The following is a 23,064-nucleotide window of genomic DNA, read 5'->3' as shown; positions in this document are numbered from 1 at the left end:
CTGGGGTGGTCAGTTCGTACGGGTCAGATGTCCGGCCAGCTCCACCAGGTCGGTACCCGCGAGGCGGGGCAGGGCGCAGCCGGACAGGGTGCGGCAGGCCGCGCGCCAGCTGTCGGGGATCGCGGCGGCCGTGCCCAGGACGCCGGTCAGGGCACCGGCGAGCGCGGGCGCCGAGTCCGCCACGCGCGACAGACAGGCGGCGGCGGGCACCGCCTCGCGGACCCGGCCGCGGGCGGCGGTGGCCAGGGCCAGGGCGACCGGGACGGTCTCGGCTGCGGCGATGCCGTAGCTGTAGACGTGGTCGACGATCTCGTGCTCCAGGAGCGGGACGAGGGCGAACGTGGCGTCGGCCGCGGGCGCGCAGGCGCGGGCGAGCTTCACGGCGTGCCGGGCGTTGCGCCCGATCTCGGTGTGCTCGGGCAGCTGGGCGAGGGCGGCGTCCACCGCGGCGTCGGGCCCGGCGCCGCCGAGGGCGGCCGCGATCGCCGCGGCCATCGCGCGGGCGCCGTGCACGCCGTCGCCGTCCTGGGTGTAGCGGGCGTCGAACTCGGCGAGCGCGGCGGCCCGTTCGGGGTCGCCGGGGTGCACGAGGGCCAGGACGCAGGCGCGTACGCAGGCCGCGTCGTCGAAGAAGTGCGGGTTGTCGTGGCCGGTGGCGGGCGGGGTGAGGCCCGCGGCCAGGTTGCCGAGGCCCGCGCGCACGGAGATGCGGGCGCGCAGGGGGAGTACGGCGGACTCCACCTCCGGGGCGCGGGCCGCGGCGGCGGCCACCTCGCTGGCGAGGGTGTTCCAGGACAGGGCGAGGGTGGCGCGGGTGCGGCGGTCCCTGGTGAGGGCGGGGTCGAGGGTGCCGTCGGCCGCGCGCAGGACGGACTCCGCGGTGAGCGCGGCCCATTCGGCGTCGTCCGACGGGCCGAGGCGCAGGGGTTCCGGGGGCTGGTTGAGGGCGATGGGGACGGGGAGGGTGGTGGTGGCGTTGTGCTCGGCGAAGGTGTCCAGTTCGCGGGTGAGGCGGCGGGTCCAGTCGGGCATGCGGGTCGCTCTGTGGCGGGCCGATGGCCAGCCGGCGGCGTCGCCTGCCGCCAGGCCGAGCAGGAGGCCCTCGACCTGGGCTCCGTCCAGGGCTTGGCGGGCGGGGCTGCGCCCCGGGCCCCGGGGCGTGGCTGCACGGTTGCTCGGCACCTGGGGCTGTGCCCACCCTTCCCCAAGCTCTCGGCTTCGCTCGAGCAGGGGATGCCCCACTCGCCCTGCGGGACGATTGCCCACAGCGAGTATGTCGGTGGGTGCCAGGAGGTCTGCTACGTCCAGGACGTGACGGCCCTTTATGGACGGGAGGCAGCTGCCCCTTACCGGGCCGATCGCCGTTGACCACTCCGGAGGGATGGCGGTGGCGCCGCAGGTCGCTCCGGCGAGGGCGCCCGCCACCGCGGCGGTCGTGTCCGCGTCGCGGCCCATGTTGACCGCCGTGAGAACCGCTGTCGCGAAGTCGCCCCCGGCGGCCGCGTACGCGCCGAAGGCGAGGCCCACCGCCTCGGGCGCCAGGTCCGTCCAGGGGTAGCCGCCGATGACGACCGCCGAGCGGACCGCGCGTTCGCCCCGGTGGGCGACCGCGACGGCGCGGCGCAGGGAGCGCGAGGTCCAGGAGTCGTACGGGATGACGGACAGGGCCGCCGCGACCACGGACTCCACCGGGGCCCCGGCCATCGCCGCCGCGACGCCCGCCGCGACGGCCCGGCCGCCGTGGATGCCCTCGCCGTCGTGGCTGACGGTGCCGTCGACGGTGACCAGGCGTGCCGCCTCGGCGGGGCGGCCCGCGGCGAAGATGCCGAAGGGCGCGGCCCGCATCGCGAGGCCGTCGCTCCAGGCGTGCCGGTGCTGGGCGGAGATGGGGGCGGCCAGGCCCCTGCGGAGGTTCTCCAGGGTGCCGCGTTCGCTGAACCCGGCGCCCCGGAAGGGGCCTTCGTCCAGGTCCGCGATCCACCGGTGCCAGGCGCGCTCGACGTGCGCGACGGTGAGCGCCGAGCCGTGCCGGGCGAGCAGCAGGCCGGAGAAGATCGCGTACTCGGTGTCGTCCGTGCCGGCCGGGTGCTCGACGACGTACCCGGTGATGCGGCCCCAACGGCGGCGGATCTCGGACGGCTTCAGGTTCTCGGCGGGCGCGCCGAGCGCGTCCCCGACCGCCAGGCCGAGCATCGCCCCGCGGGCCCGCTCGCGCGGACCGCCCGCGCCGTCGGGTGCCGGGACCGGGGGAACACAGGCGACGGACACCATGCCCTGCCTCCCATCGCGCTGAGTACCGCTGAGTGCCGCTGAGTCGTGCTGGAGCATCTCTGCCACGCCACGCCACTCATGTGAGCATGCGGGCGCTCAGCATCACTCCTTCGGCATGTCCGCGACGGCTCCGGACGGCCCGCCCGGGGCGGCTCACAAGGGTGTGTTTTCGCAGGTAAGTACGGCCTTCCTTGCTGGCGGGAGCGATTTTTCGCGCGTACTTTCGAGATCGCCGAAGAGATGTCAGAGCGACGTCGAGACGTTCAGAGCGACAGCAAGCGCACCAGCGAGGGGGCCGCACCATGGCGATCATCGAGACCGAAGCGACACTGCACGAGGCGCACCGCGACAATCACACCCACCGTGACGTCAACGGTGGCTGGCTGCGCCCGGCCGTCTTCGGTGCCATGGACGGCCTGGTGTCCAACCTCGCCCTGATGACGGGCGTCGCGGGCGGTGCCGTTTCGCAGCAGACCATTGTGATCACCGGGCTCTCCGGGCTCGCGGCCGGGGCGTTCTCCATGGCCGCGGGCGAGTACACGTCCGTCGCCTCGCAGCGCGAGCTGGTGCAGGCCGAACTGGACGTGGAGCGCAGGGAGTTGCGCAAGCACCCCAAGGACGAGGAGCAGGAGCTGGCCGCGCTCTACGAGTCCCGCGGCGTCGAGCCCGCGCTCGCCCGCGAGGTGGCGCGGCAGCTGTCGAGGGACCCCGAGCAGGCCCTGGAGATCCACGCCCGCGAGGAGCTGGGCATCGACCCGGGCGACCTGCCCTCGCCGGTCGTGGCGGCGGTCTCGTCCTTCGGCTCGTTCGCCCTCGGCGCGCTGCTGCCCGTGCTTCCGTATCTGCTCGGGGCCAGTGCCCTGTGGCCCGCCGTGCTGCTCGCGCTCGTCGGCCTGTTCGCGTGCGGGGCCGTCGTCGCCAAGGTGACCGCCCGTTCCTGGTGGTTCAGCGGGCTGCGGCAGCTCGTGCTCGGCGGGGCCGCGGCGGGTGTGACGTACGCCCTGGGCAGCCTGTTCGGGACGGCCGTAGGATGACCCGTCGCAGGGGTATGCGGGAGTCCGTACAAGTATCCGTTTCCGGGCTGTTTCGATCCGTCGACCGCCGGGCATGAGCCGTAAGCGCTGCGGGCAATGAGGCCTGTGGTCGCTCCGGGCCCACGGTCACCGATCTGCCCGTTCCGGCCCCCCTTCGCCGCCCTCCGACCCCGGGGCACTGTCCAGATACTGGAATGAAGTATCCGCTTTTCGAGAAGCGGCTCATCATGTAACCTGCACGAAATTTCGCCAGGGCCAACGTCGTCCCTCGCCGCCCGCGCCCCCAGAGCCTGGGAGGTGCCCCACCACGACGACGGGAGTGCCGATGCGTTCCGACGCCTGGTCGCCCATGGACGGTCGCCCCGCCCCGCAGGGCATGTACGACCCCCGGAACGAACACGACGCCTGTGGTGTCGGCTTCGTGGCCACCCTCACCGGTGAGGCGAGCCACCGGCTCGTCGAGCAGGCGCTGACCGTACTGCGCAACCTGGAGCACCGCGGCGCCACCGGCTCCGAGCCGGACTCCGGGGACGGCGCGGGCATCCTGCTCCAGGTCCCCGACGCGTTCCTGCGCGAGGCAGCAGGCTTCGAGCTGCCCGCGGCGGGCGCGTACGCCGTCGGCATCGCCTTTCTGCCCCCGCAGGCCACGGACGAAGCCGTCTCACACATCGAGACGCTGGCCGCCGATGAGGGCCTGACCGTCCTCGGCTGGCGCGAGGTGCCGGTCGCCCCGACGCTGCTCGGCGCCACCGCCCGCGCCACGATGCCGGTCTTCCGGCAGCTCTTCGTCACCGACGGGGAGAGCACCGGGCTCGCCCTGGACCGCAAGGCCTTCGTCCTGCGCAAGCGCGCCGAGCGCGAGGCCGCCACCTACTTCCCGTCGCTCTCGGCACGCACGATCGTCTACAAGGGCATGCTGACCACCGGCCAGCTGGAGCCCTTCTTCCCCGACCTGTCCGACCGCCGCTTCGCCACGGCGATCGCGCTCGTCCACTCGCGCTTCTCGACGAACACCTTCCCGAGCTGGCCGCTCGCGCACCCCTACCGCTTCGTCGCCCACAACGGCGAGATCAACACCGTGCAGGGCAACCGCAACTGGATGCGGGCCCGGGAGTCGCAGCTCGTCGGCGAGGTGTTCGGGAGCCAGGACAAGCTGGAGCGCACCTTCCCGGTGTGTACGCCGGACGCGTCCGACTCCGCGTCCTTCGACGAGGTCCTCGAACTGCTCCACCTCGGCGGCCGCTCCCTGCCGCACAGCGTGCTCATGATGATCCCGGAGGCATGGGAGAACCACGCCTCCATGGACCCGGCCCGGCGCGCCTTCTACCAGTACCACTCCACGATGATGGAGCCCTGGGACGGCCCCGCCTGCGTCACCTTCACCGACGGCACCCAGGTCGGCGCGGTCCTCGACCGCAACGGCCTGCGCCCCGGCCGCTACTGGGTCACCGACGACGGCCTCGTCGTGCTCGGCTCCGAGGTCGGCGTCCTCGACATCGACCCCGCCAAGGTCGTCCGCAAGGGCCGCCTCCAGCCGGGCCGGATGTTCCTCGTGGACACCGCCGAGCACCGCATCGTCGAGGACGACGAGATCAAGGCCGGCCTCGCCGCCGAGCAGCCGTACGAGGAGTGGCTGGAGGCCGGCATCATCGAGCTGGGCGACCTGCCCGAGCGCGAGCACATCGTGCACACCCACGCCTCCGTCACCCGCCGCCAGCAGACCTTCGGCTACACCGAGGAAGAGCTGCGCGTGCTGCTCGCGCCGATGGCCAAGACCGGCGCCGAGCCGATCGGCTCCATGGGCACGGACACGCCGATCGCGGCCCTCTCCGAGCGCCCCCGGCTGATCTTCGACTACTTCACCCAGCTGTTCGCCCAGGTCACCAACCCGCCCCTGGACGCCATCCGCGAGGAACTCGTCACCTCGCTGCACTCCACGCTCGGGCCGCAGGGCAACCTCCTGGAGCCGACCGCCGCCTCCTGCCGCTCCGTCACGCTGCCCTTCCCGGTCATCGACAACGACGAGCTGGCCAAGCTCATCCACATCAACGCCGACGGCGACATGCCCGGCATGAAGGCCGCGACCCTCTCCGGCCTGTACCGGGTGCACGGCGGCGGCGAGGCCCTCGCCGCCCGCATCGAGGAGATCTGCGCCGAGGCCGACGCCGCCATCGAGGCCGGGGCCCGGCTGATCGTGCTCTCCGACCGGCACTCCGACGCCGAGCACGCGCCGATCCCCTCGCTCCTGCTCACCGCGGCCGTCCACCACCACCTCATCCGCACCAAGCAGCGCACCCAGGTGGGCCTGCTCGTCGAGGCCGGCGACGTGCGCGAGGTGCACCACGTCGCGCTGCTCATCGGCTTCGGCGCCGCGGCCGTCAACCCCTACCTGGCGATGGAGTCCGTCGAGGACCTCGTGCGCGCGGGCACCTTCCTGCCCGGGATCGAGGCCGAACAGGCCATCCGCAACCTCATCCACGCCCTCGGCAAGGGCGTCCTGAAGGTCATGTCCAAGATGGGCATCTCCACCGTCGCCTCCTACCGCGGCGCGCAGGTCTTCGAGGCCGTCGGCCTGGAGGCGTCCTTCGTCGAGAAGTACTTCAACGGCACCACCTCCAAGATCGGCGGCGTCGGCATCGACGTCGTCGCCCAGGAGGTAGCCGCCCGCCACGCCAAGGCCTACCCGGCCTCCGGGATCGCGCCCGCGCACCGGGCCCTGGACATCGGCGGCGAGTACCAGTGGCGCCGCGAGGGCGAGCCGCACCTGTTCGACCCCGAGACGGTCTTCCGCCTCCAGCACTCCACCCGCAACCGCCGCTACGACGTCTTCAAGCAGTACACGGACCGCGTCAACGAGCAGTCCGAGCGCCTGATGACCCTGCGCGGCCTGTTCGCCCTCAAGAGCGGCCGGCAGCCGGTCCCCGTCGACGAGGTCGAGCCCGTCTCCGAGATCGTCAAGCGTTTCTCCACCGGCGCCATGTCGTACGGCTCCATCTCCCGCGAGGCGCACGAGACGCTCGCCATCGCCATGAACCAGCTCGGCGGCAAGTCCAACACCGGCGAGGGCGGCGAGGACCCCGAGCGCCTGTACGACCCGGCGCGCCGCTCCAGCATCAAGCAGGTCGCATCCGGCCGCTTCGGCGTCACCTCCGAGTACCTCGTCAACGCCGACGACATCCAGATCAAGATGGCCCAGGGCGCCAAGCCCGGCGAGGGCGGCCAGCTGCCAGGACACAAGGTCTACCCGTGGGTGGCGAAGACCCGGCACTCGACGCCCGGCGTGGGGCTCATCTCCCCGCCGCCGCACCACGACATCTACTCCATCGAGGACCTCGCCCAGCTCATCCACGACCTGAAGAACGCGAACCCGCAGGCGCGGATCCACGTGAAGCTGGTCTCCGAGGTCGGCGTCGGCACCGTGGCCGCCGGCGTCTCCAAGGCGCACGCGGACGTCGTCCTCATCTCCGGCCACGACGGCGGCACCGGCGCGTCCCCGCTGACCTCCCTGAAGCACGCGGGCGGCCCCTGGGAGCTGGGCCTCGCCGAGACCCAGCAGACGCTGCTGCTCAACGGCCTGCGCGACCGCATCGTCGTGCAGACCGACGGCCAGCTCAAGACCGGCCGCGACGTCGTCATCGCCGCGCTGCTCGGCGCCGAGGAGTTCGGCTTCGCGACCGCGCCGCTCGTGGTGTCCGGCTGCGTCATGATGCGCGTCTGCCACCTGGACACCTGCCCGGTCGGCATCGCCACGCAGAACCCCACGCTGCGCGACCGCTTCAGCGGCAAGGCCGAGTACATCGTGAACTTCTTCGAGTTCATCGCCGAAGAGGTCCGCGAGCTGCTCGCCGAGCTGGGCTTCCGCTCCATCGAGGAGGCCGTCGGCCACGCCGAGTTGCTCGACACCACGCGGGCCATAAACCACTGGAAGGCCCAGGGCCTCGACCTGGAGCCGCTGTTCCACGTCCCGGACCTGCCCGAGGGCGCGGTGCGCCACCAGGTGGTCGCGCAGGACCACGGCCTGGAGAAGGCGCTCGACAACGAGCTGATCAGGCTCGCCGCCGACGCCCTCGCCGCGCACTCCCAGGAGGACGCCCAGCCCGTCCGCGCGCAGGTCGCCATCCGCAACATCAACCGCACCGTCGGCACCATGCTCGGCCACGAGGTGACGAAGAAGTTCGGCGGCGCGGGCCTGCCCGACGACACCATCGACATCACCTTCACCGGCTCGGCGGGCCAGTCCTTCGGCGCCTTCGTGCCGCGCGGCGTCACGCTGCGCCTGGAGGGCGACGCCAACGACTACGTGGGCAAGGGACTCTCCGGCGGCCGCGTGATCGTCCGCCCGGACCGGGGCGCCGACCACCTCGCCGAGTACTCCACCATCGCGGGCAACACCATCGCCTACGGCGCGACCGGCGGCGAGCTGTTCCTGCGCGGCCGCACCGGCGAACGCTTCTGCGTGCGCAACTCCGGCGCCACGGTGGTCTCCGAGGGCGTGGGCGACCACGGCTGCGAGTACATGACCGGCGGCCACGCCGTGGTCCTCGGCGAGACCGGCCGCAACTTCGCGGCGGGCATGTCCGGCGGCGTCGCGTACGTGATCGACCTCGACCGCGACAACGTCAACGCCGGGAACCTGGCGGCCGTCGAGCCGCTCGACGCCACCGACGAGCAGTGGCTGCACGACGTCGTGCGCCGCCACCAGGAGGAGACCGGCTCCACGGTCGCCGCGAAGCTGCTCGCGGAGTGGGACGTGGCCGTGACCCGCTTCAGCAAGATCATCCCCAGTACGTACAAGGCAGTGCTCGCCGCCAAGGACGCCGCCGAGCGAGCCGGACTCTCCGAGTCCGAGATCACCGAGAAGATGATGGAGGCGGCGACCCATGGCTGATCCGAAGGGCTTCCTGAACCACGGCCGTGAGGTCGCGCGGACCCGCCCGGTGGGCGAGCGCGTCCAGGACTGGAACGAGGTCTACGTCCCGGGCTCGCTGCTCCCGATCATCTCCAAGCAGGCCTCGCGCTGCATGGACTGCGGCATCCCCTTCTGCCACAACGGCTGCCCGCTGGGGAACCTGATCCCCGAGTGGAACGACTACGCCTACCGCGAGGACTGGTCGGCGGCCCAGGAGCGGCTGCACGCCACGAACAACTTCCCGGAGTTCACCGGGCGGCTCTGCCCGGCCCCCTGCGAGTCGGCGTGCGTCCTCGGCATCAACCAGCCGGCCGTGACCATCAAGAACGTCGAGGTCTCGATCATCGACAAGGCGTGGGAGACGGGCGACGTGGCGCCGCAGGCGCCGGAGCGCCTCAGCGGCAAGACGGTCGCCGTCATCGGCTCGGGCCCGGCCGGGCTCGCCGCCGCGCAGCAGCTCACCCGGGCGGGCCACACCGTCGCCGTCTACGAGCGTGCGGACCGCATCGGCGGGCTCCTGCGCTACGGCATCCCCGAGTTCAAGATGGAGAAGCGGCACATCAACCGCCGCATCGAGCAGATGCGCGCGGAGGGCACCAAGTTCCGCACCGGCGTGGAGATCGGCCGCGACATCGACGCGGCGAAGCTGCGCAAGCGCTACGACGCCGTGGTCGTCGCGGCGGGCGCCACCACGGCCCGCGACCTGCCGGTGCCCGGCCGCGAGCTGAAGGGCATCCATCAGGCGATGGAGTACCTGCCGCTGGCCAACAAGGTCCAGGAGGGCGACTACGTCACCACGCCCGTCTCCGCCGAGGGCAAGCACGTCGTCGTCATCGGCGGCGGCGACACCGGGGCCGACTGCGTGGGCACCGCGCACCGCCAGGGCGCGGCGTCCGTGACCCAGCTGGAGATCATGCCCCGGCCCGGCGAGGAGCGGGCGCCCGGCCAGCCCTGGCCGACCTTCCCCATGCTGTACAAGGTCACCTCGGCCCACGAGGAGGGCGGCGAGCGCGTCTACTCCGTCTCGACGACCCACTTCGAGGGCGACGAGGACGGGAACGTGCAGTGGCTGCACCTGGTCGAGGTCGCCTTCGTGGACGGCAAGCTGACCCAGAAGCCGGGCACCGAGCGGCGCATCCCGGCGCAGCTCGTGACCCTCGCGATGGGCTTCACCGGCACGGACCGGGAGAACGGTCTGGTGGACCAGTTCGGCATCGACCTGGACGAGCGTGGCAATATTGCCCGTGACGGTGACTTCCAGACCAGCGTGCCGGGCGTCTTCGTCGCGGGTGACGCGGGCCGTGGCCAGTCGCTGATCGTCTGGGCGATCGCCGAGGGCCGCTCGGCCGCGCGCGGTGTGGACCGCTTCCTCACCGGCGCGAGCGACCTCCCGGCGCCGATCCGTCCCACGGACCGTTCCCTGACGGTCTGACCCCCCGGACCTGACGGTCCGGCTCTTGAATGTCCCGTACAACGGCGTACGGAACTGAGCGCGGCGTCCGCCATGTCCCCGACCGGACCTATGGCAGGCGCCGCGCACCCATGCCCGCCGCTGCCGGGGCTACCTCTCCGCGTGGAGATAGCCGAACTCCGCACGCCGGAAGTGCGGGCGCAGTGGCTCGCCGGGGGCGATGGCGGTCCGGCAGCGGGCGCAGCGTATCGGCGGGTGGCCTGCCCGTTCCCGCACGGCCAGGTGCGCCGCGCCGAGGGCCCGGCCTTCCGCGCACGGGCCGTACGGGCACCGCGGGCACGTCACGGTGTGGTCGTACCAGGCGAGGTAGGTCGTGAGGGAGTTCGTCCTGGTCTCGCAGCAGCTCAGGCAGCCGTGCGGCCGGAGGGGGCCGGGGCCGCCGAGGTCGATCCCCTCGCCGGGTGCGAACTCGTACGCGCACCAGACGCAGGCGCCGCCGGACAGCCGCGCCGCGTCGAGCGTGTCGAGCTGAGGCAGGGCGGCGAGGAGCACCACCGGCTGGGGTTCAGGCATGCCGACCTGCCCTGGCCGGGCCCGTGGCGGCCGTGTGGCCGCCTTCGACCCAGGCGGTGTGCAGGCGGATGCCTTCCGAGCAGTCGGCGAGGATGCCGAAGTGCCGGTGCGGGCAGGTGTCCAGGTGCTCGCGGTAGGCCTGGTACGGGCCCTTCGGATCGTCGAGGTCGCTCATGGCCGGCTCACCGGCCGCAGCGGATCGGCGGTGGCCAGCAGCGTGCGCAGGGCCGTGACGTCGCAGAGGTTCCCGGGGTGTTCCGGCGGCACCACCCAGCTCATCAGGTAGGCGATGCGTCCTACGCGGGGGACACCGAGGAAGGTGCCGGTGCTCAGGCGGACCTCCGGGCCGGTCCACTCCGCGCCCGGGGCCACCAGGAAGTAGTACGCGCCCAGCGGGCTGCGCAGGTCCCGGATCACCGGGCCGCGCAGCCAGTCCCGCAGCGCTGCCGCCACCCTGGCGGGCTCCTCACCGGCCACCGCGGCGTGCACCCGCTGAGCGGGTACGCGTACGGCGTCGAAGCACCGCCCCAGCGGGATCATCGCCACGTAGGCGTCCGACCACTCCCGCCGGGCCCTGCCCGGCAGGGGGTGAGCCTGGGCCAGCCAGTCAGCGATCAGCCGGTTCTCCGCTTGTGTGTTCACCGGATTGCCTCCGATCGCGGGTCGGCCTCGGTCGGCCCCTGCGATGCGGCTCTTTTTTGGGTGGCGTCCACGGATTGCCCCTATCGTCGCTGATCAGGTGTAACAGCGACGGTAGGAGGGGCTCGGCCCGGACAGAGGTAGGGTCCTGACCCTCTCCCGCAGGGGTACGGTTCCTACCCCTTAGGTGATCAGGCGGGTACCCCGAGTTCCTGCGCCAACTGGGCGGCGTCTTCCCGCACCATCCGCGGCCCCGATTTCGCCAGGCCGGGCAGAGCGCCACGGGTGAACAGGTTGTACTGGATCGTTTCCGGCGATTCGTCGAACGCCTTCTTCAGATAGGCCGTGGCTGCCGCGCCTTCTCCGAGCAAGGTGTGGGCTCGGGCCGTTTCGATCAGGTGGTAGGAGCGGCGCGTGGCCGAGGGGATGGTGCGTAGGTCCAGCCGGGCAGCGACGTCGAGAGCCTTGGCGGGTTGGACCAGGTCGTTGTACATGGTGATCGCGTAACCATCGACGACACCACGGCCGAAGATCAGCCATGGGTGCGCGTAGTCGTCGCCGAGCCGCTTCGCAGCTGCGTCCGCCTTGTCCCAGTACCGCCATGCGTCGCCCGCCTGCCCGGTCTTCGCGTAGGACAGGGCGACGGCGAGGTACAGCAGCCCGCGGCGCGCGATGTGATCTGGATCCTCCTTGCCGGTAAGGAGAACGGAAGCCTGTTCGGCGAGGTCGACGCGGGCCTCGGCGGCCTCGCCCGCGTCGCGGTGGACGTGGTTGACGTACCACGCGGCGGCTGCGATCGCGCGCGGACTGTCGGCGTCCTGAGCGGCGGTCATGGCGCGGTCTCCAGTGAGCATGACCAGGTCCGGGGCGGGTTGGAAGCTGAGGAAGAGCTGCGCGAGGTGGTTCGCCTCGGCCTCGGCCACCAGCGCGCGGCGGCGGTCGGCGCCCTCCAGCATCCGGGCGGCGTGCCGGGTGTCGTCCAGCAGCGCCGGGAGCAGCTGGGCGATACGGGTGCGGTGCCCGATCGTCCGTTGCCCGGCACGCTCATCGCGGGCGTGCCACAACTTCCACACCTGCCGCAGCCGCGCGATGAGCACATCGGCGGGCTCCGGTTGCCGCTCGGCCGGTGTCAGCCGGTACCTGGTCAGCGCCTGCTTGATGAGCGGCAGTTGGCCGTGCTCGGCCTTCGTGTACGTGGCGGCCGCAATGCGGTTGTCGCCTGTGAGTTCGGTGATGTCCTCAACGCCCAGGACCTGGGCGAGCTTCAGGAGCTTGGGCAGTCGGGGCATTCCGATCGCCCCCCGCTCGATGGCCTTGACCCACTCCACGGAGTGGCCCATGACGTCTGCCACGTAGGCGCGGGTTCGGCCGGCACGGGTGCGTGCGCGCTGCACGCGCTGGCCGAAGGTGAGCTGCGGTAGCGAGTCGGTGTCGGTGGTCTCGGGCATGCTGGTGCCTCCGTTCAGAGCTCGACACTCAAAACGGTACGCCTGACGGCCCTCGCCCATACGGGGCCGTCGCGCTGCTGATGCTCGGCCCGGCCCGGGCGCGGCGGGGGCACCTGCTGCCCGGAGGGCCCCGGTGCCCCCCGCCGGGCGGCAGATGTGCGGCAAACGGGTGGGACCGGGGAGGCGATACGCCGTGCGGCGGCGCCGTGCGACACCGTCGCAGTACAGCGATAGCGCACCGCGCAACGGTGATTACGGTTCGGCCGCTTCCCCGAAAGGGTCTAGACCGCCAACACCCTGCGTGAGCACAATCGCTCCCACTACAAGAACCTGAAGGGGGCCGGCATGAAGCGACGTGTCATCGCGGCGGGTTGTATCGCCCTGACGCTCGGTCTGACCGCAACCGCGTGCGGCGATGACGGCGACGGGGACAACGGCGACAAGGCCGACGGCAAGGGCAAGACGCTCACCGTATGGATCATGGAGGGGACCAACCCCGACCCCCGGCCCTTCTTCAAGGAGGTCGGCGCGGCCTTCGAGAAGAAGACCGGTGCCAAGATCAAGGTCGAGTACCAGCAGTGGACCACCGCCCAGAAGAAGTTCACGACGGCCATCGAGGGCGGCGAGGACCAGGTCCCGGACGTCGCCGAGGTCGGCACCACGTGGGTGCCGCAGTTCGCCGAGACCGGCGCGCTCGTCGACGTCACCGACGACCTGAAGAAGTCGGGCCTGTCGAACGACCTGGTGGAGGGCCTGAAGGACGCGGGCACCCTGGACGGCAAGCAGTACGGCATGCCGTGGTACGCGGGTGTGCGGTCCATCGTGTACCGCAAGGACGTCTTCGAGAAGCACAACCTGAAGCCGCCGACGACCTGGCAGGAACTCCAGAAGACGGCGAAGACGCTCAAGGAGAAGGAGCCGGACAAGATCGCCTTCCCGGTGGCGGGCGGCGCGGAGATGTTCGCGACGGCCTTCGTCTGGGGCGCGGGCGGTGAACTCGCCACCCAGCAGGGCGACAAGTGGAAGTCCGCCATCAACTCGCCCGACGCCGTGAAGGGCCTGAAGTTCTACACCGACCTCGCGCGCAAGGACAAGGTCTCCCCGGCCAAGGTCAACACCTGGACGGAGAAGGAGGTCGGCGACGCCTGGAACAAGGGCGAGATCTCCATGTCGGTCGGCGGCAACTGGACCCCCAAGGCCATCATCGAGGCGAACCCGAAGCTCAAGGGCAAGCTCGGCGCCGTGCCGATCCCCGGCCAGAACGGCGGCATGAGCAAGTCCTTCCTCGGCGGCTCCTACCTGTCCGCGTTCAACACGGACAAGAAGGAACTGGCATGGGAGCTGGTCAAGTTGATGACCACCGGTGAGTTCGCCGCCAAGTGGGCCAAGCAGACCAACTATTTCCCCGGCCAGAACTCCGAGCTGAAGAAGATCGAGGCCCAGAAGGACCCGCTGGTCGAGCCGTTCGCGAAGCAGATGATCGAGGCCGGTGCCACCGTCCCGAAGACCAAGGCGTACGGCGAGATCCAGGCCTCGCAGGTCATCACCGGCATGGTCCAGGCGATCCTCACGGGCAAGTCGTCCGTCCAGGACGCCGCGGACAAGGCGGCGAAGGACATGGACGACATCTTCGCCAAGGACAAGTAACCGAAAGACGAGTCACGCCGTGAAAGACACGCTCGTCAGCGACGGGCCGGAGGTCACGCCCTCGGTCCGGCCGCCCACAGACGACGGGGGCGCCGAAGTCGCGCGCCGCCGCAAGAAACTGGTCACCCTCACCCGGCCCTGGCTGCTGCTCACCCCCTCGCTGATCGTGCTCGCGGGGCTGCTGCTGTGGCCCCTGATCCAGGTCGGCAAGCTGTCGCTCCAGGACTACAAGGTCAAGTTCGGCGGCGGCGAGGGCACGTACATCGGATTCGACCACTACAAGGACCTGCTGACCGGCGACCTGCTGTGGAAGACGGTCCTGCCGAACACGGTGTTCTTCGCCTTCGCGTGCGTCGGTCTGACCGTCGCGCTCGGCACCCTCGTGGCGCTGCTGCTCAACCGGCTCGGTCCGACCTGGAAGCTGATCTGCTCGGTGTCCATCCTGGCCGCGTGGGCGATGCCCGCGGTCACCGGCACGTATGTGTGGATCTGGCTGTTCCAGCCGCAGGACGGCATGGTCAGCCAGGTCGCGGACTCGCTCGGCCTGATCGACGCGGAGACCACCAACTGGTTCACCGAGCGGCTGCCGTTCTACGCGATCGCCACGATCAACGTCGTGCACCACGGCTTCCCGTTCGTCGCGATCACCGTCCTCGCCGGGCTGCTCACCATCCCGAAGGAGCTGTACGAGGCGGGCGAGATCGACGGCGCCAACGCCTGGCAGCGGTTCTGGCGGATCACCGTGCCGAGCATCAGGCCGGTCTTCCTGGTGGTGACCATCCTGTCCACCATCTGGGACTTCAAGGTCTTCACCCAGGTCTTCCTGATGCCGGGAGGCAGCGGCTCCAATCCGGACGTCTACAACCTCGGCGTCTACTCGTACATCGAGGCGTTCGCCAAGAACGACTACGGTACGGGCGCCGCGGCCGCGGTCCTCCTGACGCTGCTGCTTCTCGTGATCACCGTCATCTACATCCGTACGCTGTTCCGGCAGGGGGAGGAGGAACTGTGAGCGTCCGCCGTACCACGCTCGCCTCGCGCATCGGCCTGCCGGTCGCGGTGATCGCGCTGCTGGTCTTCACGCTGTTCCCCGTCTACTGGATGATCTCCACGGCGCTCGACCCGAAGGCCCTCACGCGCGGCTCCGACCTGCTGCCGAGCGGCCTGACGTTCGACCACTTCGACTTCGTCTTCGACCGGGGCAACTTCGGCCAGTACCTGCTGAACTCGGCGATCGTCGGCGTCGCCACGATCGCCGCGGCGGCCGCGCTCTCGCTGTTCGCGGCGATCGCGGTGGCCCGGTTCAAGTTCAAGTTCCGCACCTCCGTGCTGATCATGGTCCTGATCGTGCAGATGGTGCCGCTGGAGGCCCTCGTCATCCCGCTGTTCATCCAGATGCGGGACTTCGAGATGCTGAACTCGCTGCTCGGCCTGTCGGTCGTGTACATCGCGCTCTCGCTGCCGTTCGCGATCTGGACGCTGCGCGGCTTCGTCGCGGCGGTGCCCAAGGAGGTCGAGGAGGCGGCGTACATCGACGGCGCGTCCTGGTTCCGCATGTTCTGGTCGGTGCTCCTTCCGCTGGTCGCGCCGGGTCTGGTGGCCACCTCGATCTTCGCCTTCATCACGGCATGGAACGAGTTCGTGTTCGCGTACACCTTCATGAAGGGCAGCGACAAGTACACGGCGGCCGTGGGCATCTTCCAGTTCTTCGGTGAGAACACCACTTCCTGGGGGCCCGTCATGGCCAGCTCCACGCTGGTCACGCTCCCGGTGATGATCTTCTTCGTGATCGTGCACCGCCGCCTCGGCTCCGGCCTCGCGGCCGGGGCGGTCAAGGGCTGAGCCCCGCCTGTACGCCCGTCCCGGGCCCGGATCTCCTCGTGGGGTCCGGGCCCGTGGTGCGCCCGGCGCGCTGGATGTGCCGCGTTGTGCCGTCGGGCGGCTGCGGGCTGTCGTGGCTGGTCGCGCCCGCGCGGCGGAGACGCAGATCGATACAGGCCCGCGCCCCTTCGGGGCGCCTGCTCAGCGCGGAAGGCGGAACGTCTCCCCGTACACCCGCCACGTCAGCGGCGTCCGCAGGTCCAGGTTCCCCTCGCGCAGGAACCGCCGCTGGGCGGTGTCGACGCGCGAGGTGTCCCGGTGGGCCTTCTCGCTCTTCATCGCCGCGCGCCGCACGTCGAGGAAGGCGTCGATGTACGCCTTCTCCGGGCCGCCCGCCGCCGGGGTCTTCGCCTTCTTCAGCGCCGCGTCGCGCAGGCCGTAGAAGCCCTTCGGGCCGGTGCCGGGACCGTGCATGACCATCGCGTCGTAGTACACGAACTGCCCGAGCGCGCCGAGTCCGTCGCGCGCGGCCATGCGGACCGCCGGGTCGAAGTAGAGGCGGTCGCGCACCGCGTCCTGGGCGCGCTGGAAGGCGGGCCGCCGCGCCTCGCGCGACCAGGCCCGGGTGAAGGGCCGCCCCAGGCCCTCGTGCGAGTCGCTGCCGTCGACCGCGCGCAGGGCGGGCAGGAAGCGGGCCAGGCCGTTGCCTGGGTGGTCCTCGGTGTAGCCCTCGACGAGCTTCAGGAGGTCGTGGGTGCCGGTGCAGAAGCCGATGATGCCCGCGGTGTAGCCGCGGCCGTCGCCTATGTCCTCGATGTAGCCGTACTGGCCGCGCCAGTCGAGCGTCGAGTTCTCCGCGCTCGCGACGAGCTTCATCGCCAGCTCCTTCTTCGCGGGCGCCGCGAGAGCCGGCGTCCCCTTGGCGTCCGTACGCGCGTCGACCGACGACCCGTCCTCGTCGTAGGGCCGCGCGGCGGCGGGCCGGTCCTTCGCCCGGCTCGCGGAGCCGTCGGCGGAGCACGCGACCGCGGTGACGGCGAGGGGGACGACTGCGAGAAGAAGCAGACCAGCGCGTTTCATTCGGCCAAGCGTACGGGTGCGCGGGCCGGACGCCCGCGTCCCGTCCCCGCTATTGACTATTATTCAATTCCGCTCCACGCTCGGGACGCGAAGCCAGCAGCAGCCGCGTCGTGGGAGGTCCCCGTGAGCACCCGAGCAGTGGAGCAGCTGAAGACGGAGCTGGGGGCCGAACCCCCGGAAAGCGTCGGTCGGTTGGCGCCCGAACACATCGAGCGGCTCGCCGCCGCGCTGCGCCGCGAGCGCGAACGCAGGGCCTCCGGCCTCACCGAGGCGGCCGAGGACGCCCTGAAGCTGGTGCCCGCCCTGGCCCGCGGCCCGGTCCGCCGGATCCTCTTCCGCTAGGGGGCGTGGACACCGTGGACACCCTGCGCGCCAGGGCCGAGGCCCTGAAGACCGCCCGCCTCCTCGACGTCGACCCCGGCGACCTCGCCTTCCTGGGCGAACTGCCCGCCGACGACGTACGCCGCTTCCGCGCCGACTGCGTCGCCGCGCTCTTCGACCGGTCGCCGGAGATGCTCGACCGCATCGCGTCGGCCACCAAGCTCGTGCCCGCCGGGGTCGCCGCCGCCATCTCCCAGAAGGCGCTCGGGCCCCGGCTCGCCGCGGCCGTCGCCGGGCGCCTCGAACCGGCCCGCGCCGCCGACATCATCGAGAAGCTCCCCGTCGCCTTCACGGCCGAGTCCTGCGGGCACCTCGACCCGCGCCGGATCAGCGGCATCGTCGACCGGCTCGACGAGGGCCTCGTCGTCCGCATCGCCCTCGAACTCGCCGGGCGCGAGGACCACCTCACCATGGGGCGGTTCGTCGGCCATCTGCGGGACTCCGCGCTGAGCCGCATCCTGCCGCAGGTCGACGACGCGGCCGTGCTGCGCACCGGCTTCCTCGTCGACGACCCCGAACGCCTCGGTCGCATCGTCGAGTTGCTGGGCGAGGAGCGGCTCGCGACCGTCATCGCCTCCGCCGCCGCCGAAGGCCTGTGGCCCGAGGCCCTCGCCGTCGCCAGGATGGTCACCGGCGAGCAGCGCGGGCGGATCGCCTCGCTCACCGCCGCGCAGCCCGCCGAGCGCCTCGACACGCTCGTCACGACCGTGGCCGCGCAGGGCCTGTGGGAGTCGCTGCTCCCCCTGGTCGCCCTGCTGAGCGACGAGGAGCGGCGCGCGGTCGCCGCGCTGCCCGCGCTGCGTGAGCCCGGCGTCCTCGAAGGCATCGTGCCCGCCGTCGTGGCCACCGGCCTGTGGGCCGAGTTCCTGCCGCTCGTGGAGGTCCTGCCCGAGCCTTCGCGGCAGGTCGTCGCGGAGCGGGCCGGGGCACTCGGCGACGAGGACCTCGACGCGCTCGCCCGGGAGGTCGACAAGCGGGACCTGTGGGGCCTGGTCCTGCCCCTGGTCGAGCTGATGTCCGACGAGGCGAAGACCAGGATCTTCGCCCTCCCGTCCTTCCGCGACGCCACGCCGTAGCCGCAGGGGTCCCGCCTTCCCCGTCCCGGTGCGGGCCGTGCGGGCCCGGTGGGGGAAGATGGCCGCGTGACCAGCGTGACCAGCGTGACCAGCGGGGCGGCGGGCCCCCAGGACCCCGGCGGGGGGCCGGCGTGAGTGCGGCGATCAGCCTCCGCAAGGTCGAGGAGACGGCGCCCGCGCTCGTCAGCCTCTACAAGGCGGCGGGCGCCTCCGTGCGCGAGCACGGCCTGGCGGGCGAGCGCGCCGCCGTCTACCTCGTCGTCGACCACTCCGGATCCATGCGGCCGTACTACAAGGACGGCAGCGTCCAGGCCCTCGCCGACCGCGTCCTCGGCCTGTCCGCGCACCTGGACGACGACGGCGTCGTACCGACCGTGTTCTTCTCCACGGACGTCGACGCCGTCGCCGACGTGGAACTGGCCCGCCACCACGGCCGGATCGAGGAGATCGCGAGCGGCCTCGGCCACATGGGCAAGACCAACTACCACCTGGCCATGGACGCCGTCATCGACCACTACCTGGACGCCGTGGAGAGCGCGCGGGCCGGCGGCGGAGACCCGCCCGCGCCCGCGCTCGTCGTCTTCCAGACCGACGGCGGCCCCCTCGACAAGGCAGCCGCCGAGCGCTACTTGTGCAAGGCCGCGAAGCTGCCGGTGTTCTGGAAGTTCATCGGCTTCGGCGACCCGGGGAGCAGGCAGTTCGACTATCTGCGGCGCCTGGACGACCTGGCCGTGCCCGAGAGGCGGGCCGTCGACAACGCCGGGTTCTTCCACGCGGGCGAGGAGCCGCGCGCGGTGCCCGACGACGTCCTCTACGACCACCTGGTGGGGGAGTTCCCGCGGTGGCTGAAGGCGGCGCGGGAACTGGGCATCGTCGCCCCGCGCGGCACCTGACCGCGCCCGCGCCCGGCCTTCAGTCCACCAGGCGCTCGCGCAGACCGAGCAGGGTACGCGCGTCCAGGCCGAGGCCCTTGGTCAGATACCCGCCGAAGCCGCCGTAGCGCCGCGTGGCCTCGGTGAGCGCCGCGTCGAGGTAGTCCGTACGGACCTCCTGGAGCGGGATGAGCAGCTCCGGCTCGCGCATGAGGCCCGACTGCCTGAGCGACTCGCGCACCCTGGCGTCGTACGCGGCGCGGAAGGTGTTGGACGCCAAGTAGTCCGCCACGGCGGTCCGTTCGGGCACGCCGACCGCGCGCAGCAGGACGTACGTCAGCCAGCCCGTGCGGTCCTTGCCCGCCGTGCAGTGGTAGAGCAGCGGCGCCGAGCCCCCGGCGGCCAGGTCGCGCAGCGTCGCGGCGAAGTGCGCGCGGCCCGTGGTGTCCGTGACGAACGCGCGGTACACGTCCCGCATGAAGGCCTCGGCCCTGCCGCCGCCGAGCAGTTCCTCCTGCTTGACCGGGTCGCGGGAGCCGATCACGGTCATGAGCTGCCGGAAGAGGCCGTTGTCCGGCACCGGCCGCGAGGTGGCGGCGAGCCCGGCGGGCAGCCGGTCCTGCCCGTCGTAGGCCACTTCCTCCGCCACGCGGAAGTCCACCACCGCGCGCAGCCCGAGCCCGGCCAGGGTGGCGACGTCGGCGTCGGTGAGCTTGCTGAGGGCGTCGGCGCGGTAGACCAGGCCGGGCCGGACCCGTTCCCCGTCGTAGGTGCGGTGGCCGCCCACGTCGCGGACGTTGACAGCTCCCTGGAGCGGGATCTGCCCCTGGTGCGCCGCCCGCTCCGCCGCGGTGTACGAGGGGCGGGGCGCGGGCGCCGCCCCCGCCGCGGGCGCGGCGCCGGTGCCGAGTACGACGAGGACGGCCGTGGCCGCCGTGAGGGTGCGAGGGGTGCCGCGCATCGGTCCGCCTTCCGCCGTGTCGTGGTCCGGTCGCGGCGGACGGTAGCGAGGGGGTCTTGAAGGGGGAAGGCGAACGCGCGGAGTATTTGACGGTCAGTCAGCTCCGGTGGCGCCCTCGCGCGGCTCCGGCCCGGCGCGCTCAGGTGTCGCAGTCCAGGACCGTGCGGCACAGGGCGCAGCGCGCCCGGACCCGCCCCCGCGCCGGGAGCCGGATCCGCTGGTGGCAGGTGGGGCAGGGGAAGGAGACCCGCAGCGGCCCGGCCGCGTCGGGCCGCGAGAAGGCGTAGGACCCGCCGGGCCGGGGAGTCGAGCCGTGGTCGAGGGCGTAGCGCCGGTCCTTGGCGTAGCGGCGCCGCCCCGCCCAGCCCGCCGCGGCCAGCGGGGGCTGCCGCTCGTCACGGCGGGCCTGCGCCAGGCCCCGCGTGTACGCGGTGTACGCCTGCGGGCTGGTGAACCACGTCTCGGGTGCCTCGCCGAACGCGAGGGCCCGCTTGGCGAGCACGTACCCGAACTCCTCCGGCGTGAGGTAGCCGAGCTTCTGCGAGGACGCGGCGTCCTCGCGGTAGGCGTCGAGCAGGAGCCAGCCCGCGCCGAGGTAGGTCGTGGCGGTGTCGGTGAGGATCTCGTTGGCACGCGTGCCGGGGAAGGTCAGGCCGAGGCGGTGCAGATACACGTGCATCACCTCGTGCGCGAGGGCCGCCCCGATGTCCCTGCGGTGGCGCCGGAAGCGGTCGTTCAGCTCGATGAAGTACTCGGGCCCCGCGGTCAGTTCGACGAACGCGGCGTGCTCCATCTCGCGGAACGACACGATCACCCGGGCGTCGGGGAGCCGCAGGTGCCGCACCATCTCGCGGGCCACGCGCTGCGCGCCGAGATACAGGTCGTCCTCGTCGCCGAAGGCCACGTCCGCGGGCGCCACGCTGGTGCCGAAGGAGTGGACGGTGTCGTACGAGAGCCGCTTGTACAGCGCGGTGACGGCCGAGCGGACCGTCTCCAGGTGGGGGTAGCCGTGCTCCACGGGCCTGTCGTTGGCCACGCCGTCCCCCCTGGGCCGCGGCGGGATCCGCTGCCGTATCCCGCGTGGATCATCCCAACTCGTCCCTACTGTACGGGTGTTGTCCGCGCGCGTAAGCAGCCCGGAAGTCGGCGGCTGGCCGAAAACCGCCCCTTGTCGGCCGCGTGTGGGCCTCCTCATAATCCAACAACGCTTTGGCGGGCTCATGCCACGCAGCGCTCCGGCGCGTGCGGCAAGGGCCCGTCGCGTCGCGCTACCCCCCACAACCCCCCATGAAGGGACAACACGTTGAAGACCGACAAGCTTCGTGGAGTCAAGAGAGCCGCCGTCCTCGGGTCGATCGCCCTCGCCGGGTTCAGCCTCCAGCCCCTCGCCGCCCAGGCCGCCCCGCACCCCGGCCCCAACCCCGGCGAGCAGGTCGTCGGCGGCACGCGCGCCGCGCAGGGCGAGTTCCCGTTCATGGTCCGTCTGTCGATGGGCTGCGGCGGCTCCCTGCTGAAGCAGGACGTCGTCCTCACCGCCGCGCACTGCGTCGACGGCTCCGGCAACAACACCTCCATCACCGCCACCGGCGGCGTCGTCGACCTCCAGAGCTCCAGCGCCATCAAGGTCAAGTCCACCAAGGTCCTGCAAGCCCCCGGCTACAACGGCAGCGGCAAGGACTGGGCGCTCATCAAGCTCGCCAAGCCGATCAACCAGCCCACGCTGAAGATCGCCACCGACACCAAGTACAACAACGGCAACTTCACCGTCGCGGGCTGGGGCGCCGCCCGCGAAGGCGGCCCGCAGCAGCGCTACCTGCTCAAGGCCACCGTGCCGTTCGTGAGCGACGCGGACTGCTCGCGCGCGTACAACGGCGACATCATCCCCGGCGAGGAGATCTGCGCGGGCAAGCTCGGCGTCGGCGGCGTCGACACCTGCCAGGGCGACTCGGGCGGCCCCATGTTCCGCAAGGACGACGCGGGCCAGTACATCCAGGTCGGCATCGTCAGCTGGGGCACCGGCTGCGCCCGCCCGGCCTACCCCGGCGTCTACACCGAGGTGTCGACCTTCGCGGCCGACATCACCAAGTACGCGGGCCAGCTCTGACGCTCCACCCCGCCACCGCGCGCCGCGCGGGGTGAGCGAAGCCGGCACGGAGCCGGGCCCCCAGCGGGGCCCGGCTCTCCGCGCGCCGGATGACCGCGTCCCGCCGCCCGTACGGAAGTGCGGCCCGACCACGTACATATGGGACACTCGTCGCGTACGAGACAGGCGACGGCGAGGCAGCGGCACATGGCGATCACGGTGGTCATCGCGGACGACCAGGAGATGGTCCGCACCGGCTTCCGCATGATCCTGGAGAGCCAGCCCGACATCGAGGTCCTCGCCGACGTCGTCGACGGCGAGGCCGCGCTCGACGCCGTCGAGGAACACGACCCCGACGTCCTGCTCCTCGACATCCGCATGCCCCGCCTCGACGGCCTGGAGGCCACCCGCCGCCTCACCGCCCGCGGCAGCCGCCCCCGCGTCGTCATCGTCACCACCTTCGACCTCGACGAGTACGTCCACGCCGCCCTGCACGGCGGCGCCTGCGGGTTCCTCCTGAAGAACGCGAGCCCCGCCATGCTGGTCGAGGCCGTCCGGGCCGCCGCCGTCGGCGACGCCCTCGTCTCACCCGCGATCACCGTGCGCCTGCTGCGCGAGCTGGCCCCCCGCAAGGCGGCCCCGGCGCCCGCCGAACCCCTCACCCAGCGCGAGCGGGACGTCGTGCGCGCCCTCGCCCGCGGCCGCACCAACGCGGAGATCGCCGCCGAGCTGTACGTGTCCCTGTCCACGGTCAAGTCCCACCTCGCGAACGTCCAGGCCAAGCTGGCCGCCCGCAACCGCGTGGAGATCGCCGCCTGGGCCTGGGAGAGCGGGCTCGCCACCAAGGCCCCGTGAGCC

Annotated in this window: 19 protein-coding genes; 11 read left to right on the top strand and 8 right to left on the bottom strand. The window is 71.8% G+C overall.

Annotated elements, in window-relative coordinates:
* Nucleotides 1-9: 9 nt before the first annotated feature.
* Nucleotides 10-2,271, bottom strand: coding sequence for an ADP-ribosylglycohydrolase family protein (locus tag AC07GB_RS20880; RefSeq protein ID WP_478847521.1), 2,262 nt, complete (start codon nt 2,269-2,271; stop codon nt 10-12).
* A 302-nt stretch (nt 2,272-2,573) separates the two neighbouring features.
* Between AC07GB_RS20880 and AC07GB_RS20875 the strand changes: the two genes are divergently transcribed.
* The 3 genes from AC07GB_RS20875 to AC07GB_RS20865 all read left to right on the top strand — a co-directional run bounded on the left by AC07GB_RS20875 (nt 2,574) and on the right by AC07GB_RS20865 (nt 9,646).
* Complete coding sequence (locus AC07GB_RS20875; RefSeq protein ID WP_478847519.1) at nt 2,574-3,305, top strand: VIT1/CCC1 transporter family protein; 732 nt, start codon at nt 2,574-2,576, stop codon at nt 3,303-3,305.
* Nucleotides 3,306-3,681: 376 nt separating this feature from the next.
* Entirely contained in the window at nt 3,682-8,193 is a 4,512-nt protein-coding gene (gene gltB / locus AC07GB_RS20870) for a glutamate synthase large subunit (protein ID WP_478847655.1), read from the top strand.
* Nucleotides 8,186-9,646 carry a glutamate synthase subunit beta gene (locus AC07GB_RS20865; RefSeq protein ID WP_478847517.1) on the top strand — a complete coding sequence of 487 codons (1,461 nt, stop codon included), beginning with the start codon at nt 8,186-8,188 and terminating at the stop codon, nt 9,644-9,646. The genes gltB and AC07GB_RS20865 overlap by 8 nt, the downstream gene beginning before the upstream one ends.
* A gap of 129 nt (nt 9,647-9,775) precedes the next feature.
* On the opposite strand, the gene AC07GB_RS20860 is transcribed toward AC07GB_RS20865, so the two are convergent.
* From AC07GB_RS20860 to AC07GB_RS20845, 4 genes are all read right to left on the bottom strand, one after another.
* Nucleotides 9,776-10,198, bottom strand: coding sequence for a hypothetical protein (locus tag AC07GB_RS20860; RefSeq protein WP_478847515.1), 423 nt, complete (start codon nt 10,196-10,198; stop codon nt 9,776-9,778).
* Complete coding sequence (locus tag AC07GB_RS20855) at nt 10,191-10,373, bottom strand: hypothetical protein (protein ID WP_478847513.1); 183 nt, start codon at nt 10,371-10,373, stop codon at nt 10,191-10,193. The genes AC07GB_RS20860 and AC07GB_RS20855 overlap by 8 nt, the downstream gene beginning before the upstream one ends.
* Nucleotides 10,370-10,840, bottom strand: a complete 471-nt coding sequence (locus AC07GB_RS20850) for a hypothetical protein (protein ID WP_478847512.1) — start codon at nt 10,838-10,840, stop codon at nt 10,370-10,372. Before AC07GB_RS20850 ends, AC07GB_RS20855 begins: the two co-directional genes overlap by 4 nt.
* Nucleotides 10,841-11,028: 188 nt before the next feature.
* The gene (locus AC07GB_RS20845) at nt 11,029-12,285 is read right to left on the bottom strand and encodes a helix-turn-helix domain-containing protein (RefSeq protein ID WP_478847510.1); all 1,257 of its coding nucleotides are present in this window, start codon (nt 12,283-12,285) and stop codon (nt 11,029-11,031) included.
* Nucleotides 12,286-12,630: 345 nt separating this feature from the next.
* On the opposite strand from AC07GB_RS20845, the gene AC07GB_RS20840 reads away from it, so the two are divergent.
* The 3 genes from AC07GB_RS20840 to AC07GB_RS20830 are packed head-to-tail and all read left to right on the top strand — an operon-like array spanning nt 12,631 to nt 15,774.
* On the top strand, nt 12,631-13,932 hold the full coding sequence (locus AC07GB_RS20840; protein WP_478847508.1) for a sugar ABC transporter substrate-binding protein: 1,302 nt from the start codon (nt 12,631-12,633) through the stop codon (nt 13,930-13,932).
* Nucleotides 13,933-13,951: 19 nt separating this feature from the next.
* Nucleotides 13,952-14,944, top strand: coding sequence for a carbohydrate ABC transporter permease (locus AC07GB_RS20835; RefSeq protein WP_478847506.1), 993 nt, complete (start codon nt 13,952-13,954; stop codon nt 14,942-14,944).
* Nucleotides 14,941-15,774, top strand: coding sequence for a carbohydrate ABC transporter permease (locus AC07GB_RS20830; protein WP_478847504.1), 834 nt, complete (start codon nt 14,941-14,943; stop codon nt 15,772-15,774). The genes AC07GB_RS20835 and AC07GB_RS20830 overlap by 4 nt, the downstream gene beginning before the upstream one ends.
* 180 nt (nt 15,775-15,954) lie before the next feature.
* Here AC07GB_RS20830 and AC07GB_RS20825 read toward each other — a convergent pair whose 3' ends face one another.
* Nucleotides 15,955-16,833, bottom strand: a complete 879-nt coding sequence (locus AC07GB_RS20825; protein ID WP_478847502.1) for a chitosanase — start codon at nt 16,831-16,833, stop codon at nt 15,955-15,957.
* A 123-nt stretch (nt 16,834-16,956) separates the two neighbouring features.
* Here AC07GB_RS20825 and AC07GB_RS20820 point away from each other — a divergent pair, with 123 nt between their 5' ends.
* From AC07GB_RS20820 to AC07GB_RS20810, 3 genes are all read left to right on the top strand, one after another.
* Nucleotides 16,957-17,175 (top strand): hypothetical protein, encoded by a 219-nt coding sequence (locus tag AC07GB_RS20820; protein ID WP_478847500.1) that lies wholly within the window; start codon nt 16,957-16,959, stop codon nt 17,173-17,175.
* 5 nt (nt 17,176-17,180) lie between these two features.
* Nucleotides 17,181-18,290, top strand: a complete 1,110-nt coding sequence (locus tag AC07GB_RS20815; RefSeq protein ID WP_478847498.1) for a hypothetical protein — start codon at nt 17,181-17,183, stop codon at nt 18,288-18,290.
* Between the two features lie 131 nt (nt 18,291-18,421).
* On the top strand, nt 18,422-19,183 hold the full coding sequence (locus AC07GB_RS20810) for a VWA domain-containing protein (protein WP_478847496.1): 762 nt from the start codon (nt 18,422-18,424) through the stop codon (nt 19,181-19,183).
* A gap of 19 nt (nt 19,184-19,202) precedes the next feature.
* On the opposite strand, the gene AC07GB_RS20805 is transcribed toward AC07GB_RS20810, so the two are convergent.
* Both AC07GB_RS20805 and AC07GB_RS20800 read right to left on the bottom strand, forming a co-directional pair.
* On the bottom strand, nt 19,203-20,123 hold the full coding sequence (locus tag AC07GB_RS20805; RefSeq protein WP_478847493.1) for a tyrosine-protein phosphatase: 921 nt from the start codon (nt 20,121-20,123) through the stop codon (nt 19,203-19,205).
* Between the two features lie 139 nt (nt 20,124-20,262).
* Nucleotides 20,263-21,159, bottom strand: coding sequence for a hypothetical protein (locus AC07GB_RS20800; protein ID WP_478847491.1), 897 nt, complete (start codon nt 21,157-21,159; stop codon nt 20,263-20,265).
* A gap of 267 nt (nt 21,160-21,426) precedes the next feature.
* Between AC07GB_RS20800 and AC07GB_RS20795 the strand changes: the two genes are divergently transcribed.
* Together AC07GB_RS20795 and AC07GB_RS20790 are read left to right on the top strand one after the other, a co-directional pair.
* Nucleotides 21,427-22,227: a S1 family peptidase gene (locus AC07GB_RS20795; protein ID WP_478847489.1), complete on the top strand. Its 801-nt coding sequence runs from the start codon at nt 21,427-21,429 to the stop codon at nt 22,225-22,227.
* Between the two features lie 186 nt (nt 22,228-22,413).
* Nucleotides 22,414-23,061 carry a response regulator gene (locus AC07GB_RS20790; protein WP_478847487.1) on the top strand — a complete coding sequence of 216 codons (648 nt, stop codon included), beginning with the start codon at nt 22,414-22,416 and terminating at the stop codon, nt 23,059-23,061.
* Nucleotides 23,062-23,064: the final 3 nt, after the last annotated feature.

The sequence above is a fragment of the Streptomyces sp. NPDC045778 genome, assembly GCF_056431945.1.
Note: the sequence above shows the minus strand (reverse complement) of the source record. Positions and strands in the feature narration are given on the sequence as shown.